The organism is Micromonospora sp. NPDC002411 (assembly GCF_053592955.1).
The window spans coordinates 1-6,595 of sequence record NZ_JBSFBM010000360.1 but is presented as its reverse complement, the minus strand read 5'-3'; the positions used below and the strand labels follow the sequence as shown (position 1 = coordinate 6,595).

Annotated in this window: 2 pseudogenes; one reads left to right on the top strand and one right to left on the bottom strand. The window is 74.2% G+C overall.

The features are described from left to right. Window positions 1-94, bottom strand: a pseudogene (locus ACWCO3_RS29500) (ribonuclease III); the annotation flags it as partial. Here ACWCO3_RS29500 and ACWCO3_RS29495 point away from each other — a divergent pair. Then, window positions 95-6,595, top strand: a pseudogene (locus ACWCO3_RS29495) (SDR family NAD(P)-dependent oxidoreductase); the annotation flags it as partial.

Genomic DNA, 6,595 nt, shown 5'->3' with positions numbered 1-6,595 from the left:
CGATCCGGTACTCCGGAACGCCGAGCCCGAGCGCCGCCGTCAGCTCCTGCAGGCTGGTCTTCCAGTCCAGGGCGGCACCCCGACCGGCCGACTCGTCCTCGACGACGGTGTCCTCGGCGCGATGACAGCGGACCGGTTGAGCAGCGTGCTACGCCCCAAGGTCGACGCGGCCTGGCACCTGCACGACCTCACCCAGGATCAGCCGCTCGCCGCGTTCGTGCTCTTCTCGTCGCTGTCCGGGCTGCTCGGCGCGGCCGGGCAGGCCAACTACGCGGCCGCGAACGCGTTCCTGGACGGGCTCGCCGCGCACCGCCGCGCCCAGGGCCGGCCGGCGATCTCGCTCGCCTGGGGCCCGTGGACCGCCACGACCAGCATGGCCGGACGGCTGGACGACACCGACACGCGGCGCATGGACCGCACCGGTGTGCTCGGCTTCAGCACCGGTGAGGGGCTGGCGCTGCTCGACGCGGCGCTCGGCGTCGACGAGTCGTTGACCGTTCCGGTGCGACTCGCCCGTACCGTCGCCGCCGGCACCACCCCGCCGCCGCTGCTCCGGGGCCTCGTCCGTGGTGTGACCCGCCCGGCCGGCAGCGCCGGACCGGCCGACGCGGCGACCGCGCTGCGCCGTCGGCTGGCCACCGCACCGGCCGAGGCCGAACGGATCCTCCTGGACATCGTCGTGGCGGACGTCGCCGCGGTCCTCGGGCACGCCCCGTCCGACGTCGTCGCCGGCCGAGCCTTCAAGGAACTCGGGTTCGACTCGTTGACAGCCGTCGAACTGCGCAACCGGCTCACCGCCGTGACCGGGCTCCGGCTGTCCGCGACACTCGCCTTCGACCACCCGAGCCCTCTCGCGCTCGTCGCCCACCTGCGCGACGAACTGCTCGGCGGTGCCATCCCGGAGGCACCCCAACCCTCCACCGCCGCCACCGGGGACGACGACGATCCGATCGCGATCGTCGCGATGGCCTGCCGCTACCCGGGTGGCATCAGCACCCCGGAGGAGTTGTGGCGACTGGTGGCCGACGGCGCCGAGGGCATCAGCGCGGTCCCGGTGGACCGGGGGTGGCGGGCCGACCTCTTCGACACAGACCGGGACGGCGGCTCGGCCACCGACCGTGGGGGCTTCCTACACGACGCCGCCGACTTCGACGCCGACTTCTTCGGCATCTCGCCGCGCGAGGCACTGGCCATGGACCCACAGCAGCGGCTGCTGCTGGAATCCACCTGGGAGGCCCTGGAACGCGCCGGCATCGACCCGGAGACGGTCCGCGGCGAGCAGGTCGGCGTCTTCGTGGGGGCCTCGGCCCAGGGGTACGACACGCTGCTGCAGGGCCGGGACGCCAGCACCGGCTACCTGCTCACCGGCACCGCCGCCAGTGTCATCTCGGGCCGGCTCGCGTACACCTTCGGCTTCGAGGGCCCGGCCGTCACAGTGGACACCGCCTGCTCGTCGTCACTGGTCGCGCTGCACCTGGCGATCGGTGCGATCCGCAACGGCGAGTGTGCGATGGCCGTCGCCAGCGGCGCCGTGGTGATGGCCACGCCGACGATGTTCCTGGAGTTCTCCCGACAGGGTGGGCTCGCCGCCGACGGGCGCTGCAAGGCGTTCGGGGCGGGCGCCGACGGCACCGGCTGGTCCGAGGGCGTCGGTGTACTGCTGGTCGAGCGGCTCTCCACCGCCCGCCGGCGCGGTCACCCGGTGCTCGCGCTGGTCCGGGGCACTGCCGTCAACCAGGACGGCGCGTCGAACGGCCTGACCGCCCCGAACGGCCCCGCCCAGCAGCGGGTGATCCGGGCCGCGCTCGCCGACGCCGGTCTGTCCACCGCCGACGTGGACGTGGTGGAGGCCCACGGCACCGGCACGGTGCTGGGCGACCCGATCGAGGCGCAGGCGTTGCTCGCCACCTACGGGCAGGGCCGCGCCGCCGACCGGCCGCTGTGGCTCGGCTCGATCAAGTCGAACCTGGGTCACGCGCAGGCCGCAGCCGGAGTCGGCGGCATCATCAAGATGGTCATGGCGATGCGGGCCGGGCTGATGCCCCGCACCCTGCACGCCGACGAGCCGACCTCGCACGTCGACTGGTCGTCCGGCTCGGTCGCCCTGCTCACCGAGGCCCGCGAGTGGACGGGCGACGGGCGTCCCCACCGGTCGGCGGTCTCCTCCTTCGGGGTCTCCGGCACCAACGCGCACGTCATCCTCGAAGCGGCACCCGAACCGGACCCCGCACCCGATGGGCCGGCACGCGAGGCGACCGTCGACGTACCGCTGCTCCTGTCCGCCCGTACCCCGGAAGCGCTGACCGCGCAGGCCACCCGGCTCCTGGCCGACGGCGACGTGGACCTGCTCGACGCCGCGTACACCCTCGCCGGGCGGGCCCGCCTCCCGCACCGGGCGGTGGCGTTCGGTCGGCCCGCCCTCGACGCCCTCGCCGCCGGCCAGCAGGACCCCGCTCTGGTCACCGGCGTGCCGGTGACCGGCCGGACGGCGTTCGTGTTCTCCGGCCAGGGCTCGCAGCGCCCCGGCATGGGCCTGGCCCTCTACGGAACCTTCCCGGTGTACGCGGAAGCGTTCGACGCTGCCTGCGCCGAGCTGGACCGGCACCTGGACCGGTCGATCCGCGACGCCATCGCCGAGGGTGACGACCTGGACCAGACGGTCTACACGCAGTCGGCGTTGTTCGCCGTCGAGGTCGCGTTGTTCCGCCTGGTGGAGTCGTTCGGTGTCACCCCGGACTACCTGGTGGGGCATTCGATCGGTGAGATCGCCGCCGCGCACGTCGCCGGGGTGCTGTCCCTGCCTGATGCGGCGAGGCTGGTCACCGCCCGAGGTCGCCTCATGCAGGCCCTCCCGGCGGGCGGTGTCATGGTCGCGGTGCGGGCCACCGAGGCGGAGGTGCTGCCGCTGCTGACCGACGGGGTATCCGTCGCGGCGATCAACGGCCCGCGCTCGGTGGTCCTCTCGGGTGTCGCCGACGAGGTCGCGGCCGTCGCGGCGACGTTCAAGTCCAAGCGGCTGCGGGTGAGTCACGCGTTCCACTCGGTGTTGATGGAGCCGATGCTGGCCGAGTTCGCCTCGGTCGCGGCGACGCTGACCTACGAGTCGCCGCGCATCCCGATCGTGTCGAACGTGACCGGGCAGGTCGCCGAAGCGCAGGACGCCGGCTACTGGGTGCGGCACGTGCGCGAGGCCGTCCGGTTCGCCGACGGGATCACCACCCTGGAGAGCCTGGGCGTCAGCACCTTCGTGGAGATCGGCCCCGACGGGGTGCTGTCGGCCATGGGCGCGGACTGCGTCAGCGACGCGGTGTTCGTACCAGTGCAACGCTCTGACCGGGACCAACCGACCACGCTGCTCACCGCCCTCGCGCAGGCTTTCGTGCGCGGCGTCGCTGTCGACTGGACGCCCTGCCTGACCGGCGGACGGTTGATCGACCTGCCCACCTACGCCTTCCAACGCCGCCGCTACTGGCCGGCCGCCGCCGTCGGCGAGGCCGGCGCCGGCACGCATCCGCTACTCGGCGCGATGGTCCCGCTGGCCGGCAGCGACGACGAGCGGGTACACACCGGCCACTGGAGCACCGGCTCGGTGCCCTGGCTGGCCGACCACCGCATCGCCAGCTCGGTCGTCGTGCCCGGCACCGCGCTGCTCGAACTGGTCCTCGCGGCCGGCGCCGAGGCCGGCTGCGACCACGTCGACGACCTCGTCCTCTCCGCCCCGGTGGTGGCCGGCGAACGCGGCGTGCAGCTCCAGGTCCGGGTCGGCCCGGCCGACGACGCCGGACGTCGACCGGTCGCGGTGCACGCCACCACCGACGGGGTCCGCTGGGCGGCACACGCCACCGGTACGGTCAGCCCCGCCACAGTGCCCGCCCCGGACACCGACGAATGGCCGCCGCCCGGCGCGACCCCGCTCGACCTCGGCGACCTCTACCACGACCTGGCCGACCGTGGCCTCGACTACGGTCCCGCCTTCCGAGGGCTGCGCGGGGCCTGGCGCGCCACCGACGGCACCCTCCACGCCGATCTGGCCCTCGACGGTGACGCCGACGGGTACGCGGCGCACCCGGCGCTTCTGGACTCCGCCCTGCACGTCCTCGGCCTGACCGGCGACGCCGGCCGGGAGGCCAAGGTGCCGTTCTCCTGGACCGGTGTCACCCGCCACGGTCAGACCGGCAGCGCCGCCCGCGCCCGGCTGACCCGGACCGCCACCGACACCGTCCGGATCGATCTGACCGACGACCTCGGTCGCCCCACGGTCAGCGTGGAGTCCCTGCTCCTGCGGCCGTACGCCCCGCCGTCGGTGCTGCACACGCTGTCCTGGTCGCCGATTCCGGTGCCCGTGGAGTCGACCGCGCGGGACCTGACCGTGCTGCGCGTCCCGCAGGTCCCGGGCGACCAGGCCGCCGCCGCGCACGCGGTGACGGTGGAGGCGCTCGCCGCCGCGCAGGCCGTGCTCGCGCAGGACGACGCCCGTCTCCTCGTGCTCACCACCGGGGCGGTGGCCGCGAACCCGGACGACACGGTCCCGAACCCGGCCGGCGCCGCGGTCTGGGGCCTGATCCGCAGCGCCCAGTCCGAGAACCCGGGCCGCTTCCTGCTGGTCGACGCCGAGCCCGGCGACGACCCGGACGACGCCCGACTGGCAGCCATCGCCGCAGCCGGAGAGGACCAGGTCGCGGTGCGCGGTGGCGCTGTCCTCGTACCCCGGCTCGTTCCGCACCGCCCGACCGGCGACGGCCCGGACTTCGGCACCGGGACCGTACTGGTCACCGGTGCCCTGGGCGCCCTCGGCAGGATCGTCACCCGGCATCTCGCGACCCGTCACGGCTGCACCGACCTGATCCTGCTCGGTCGCCGCGGCACGGACACGCCCGGTGCCGCCGAGCTGGTCGCCGACCTGGCCGGCCTCGGCGCCACCGCGATGGTGGTGGCCGCCGACGCGGCCGACCGGGACGCCCTCGCGGCGGTCCTCGCCGCAGCGCCCGACCTGACCGCCGTCGTCCACATCGCCGGAGTCCTCGACGACGGTACGATCGACCGCCTCACCCCGGACCGCACCGCCGCCGTCCTGCGACCGAAGGTCGACGCGGCCTGGCACCTGCACGAACTCACCAGCGACCGGGACCTCTCCGCCTTCATGTCGTTCTCCTCCGCCGCCGGCGTCTTCGGCGGCCCGGGGCAGGGCAACTACGCCGCCGCCAACGCCTTCCTCGACGCCCTCGCGGCGCACCGGCGCGCCGCCGGCCTGGCCGCGACCTCGCTGGCCTGGGGACCGTGGGCGGACGGCATGGCCGCCGGTCTCGCCCCGGCGGAACTGGACCGGATGGCCCGCTCCGGTGTGCTGCCGCTGCCGACCGACGTGGCGCTCACCGCGCTGGACCAGGCCGGCCCCGACGGCCAGGCCCTGCTCGTACCGGTCCGGCTCGACCCGTCGGCGACCCCGTCGCACGTCCCCGGCGTCCTGCGCGGCATGGTCCGCGCGATCCCCCGGCAGCGCGCGGGTCGGGCGTCCGGCGACGCCGCCCTGGTGCGCCGGCTCGCCGGTCTGGCGCCGGCCGCGCGCCGCGACCAACTGCTCGATCTGGTACGCACCCACGTGGCCGGCGTGCTGGGCCACGGCTCCGGACGGGCCGTTGTCGCCGACCGCCCGTTCAGCGAGTTCGGCTTCGACTCACTCGCCGCCGTCGAGCTGCGCAACGGGCTGAACGCCGCGACCGGGCTGCGGTTGGCCGCCACCCTGGTCTTCGACTACCCGACCCCAGTCGCCCTGGCCGACCACCTGAACACCGCTCTCGGCGGTGGCGACGAGAGCCCCACGGCCGGTGTGAGCAGGGCGGTCACGGCCGACGAACCCATCGCGATCGTCGGCATGGCCTGCCGCTACCCCGGCGGTGTGACGACCCCCGAGGACCTGTGGCAGCTGGTCGACAGCGGTGGTGACGCGATCGGGGAGTTCCCCCCTGACCGGGGCTGGGATGTAGGGGTGTTGTTCGATCCCGATCCTGACAATCCTGGGACCACGTACACCAAGGAGGGCGGTTTCCTCTACGACGCGGGCGACTTCGACGCGGGATTCTTCGGAATCTCGCCACGGGAGGCGCTCGCCATGGATCCGCAGCAGCGGCTGTTGTTGGAGACCTCCTGGGAGGCGTTCGAGCGGGCCGGGATCGACCCGGCGGTCGTACGGGGAGCGCAGGTGGGTGTGTTCGCTGGGGTGATGTACCACGACTACGTCAGCCGGCTCGGCTCGGCTGACGGAGTCGAGGGTCTGCTGGGTGTCGGCAACGCCGGCAGTGTGGTCTCCGGCCGGGTGGCGTACACCTTCGGCCTGGAGGGCCCGGCGGTCACCGTGGACACCGCGTGCTCGTCCTCCCTGGTGGCCCTGCACCTCGCGGTGCGGGCGCTGCGCAACGGCGAGTGCGTCATGGCACTGGCCGGCGGGGTGACAGTGATGGCCACCCCCGGTACGTTCGTCGACTTCTCCCGGCAGCGCGGCCTGGCGCCCGACGGCCGGTGCAAGTCCTTCTCCGACGACGCCGATGGAACCGGCTGGGCGGAGGGTGCCGGTGTGCTGCTCGTCGAGCGGCTCTCC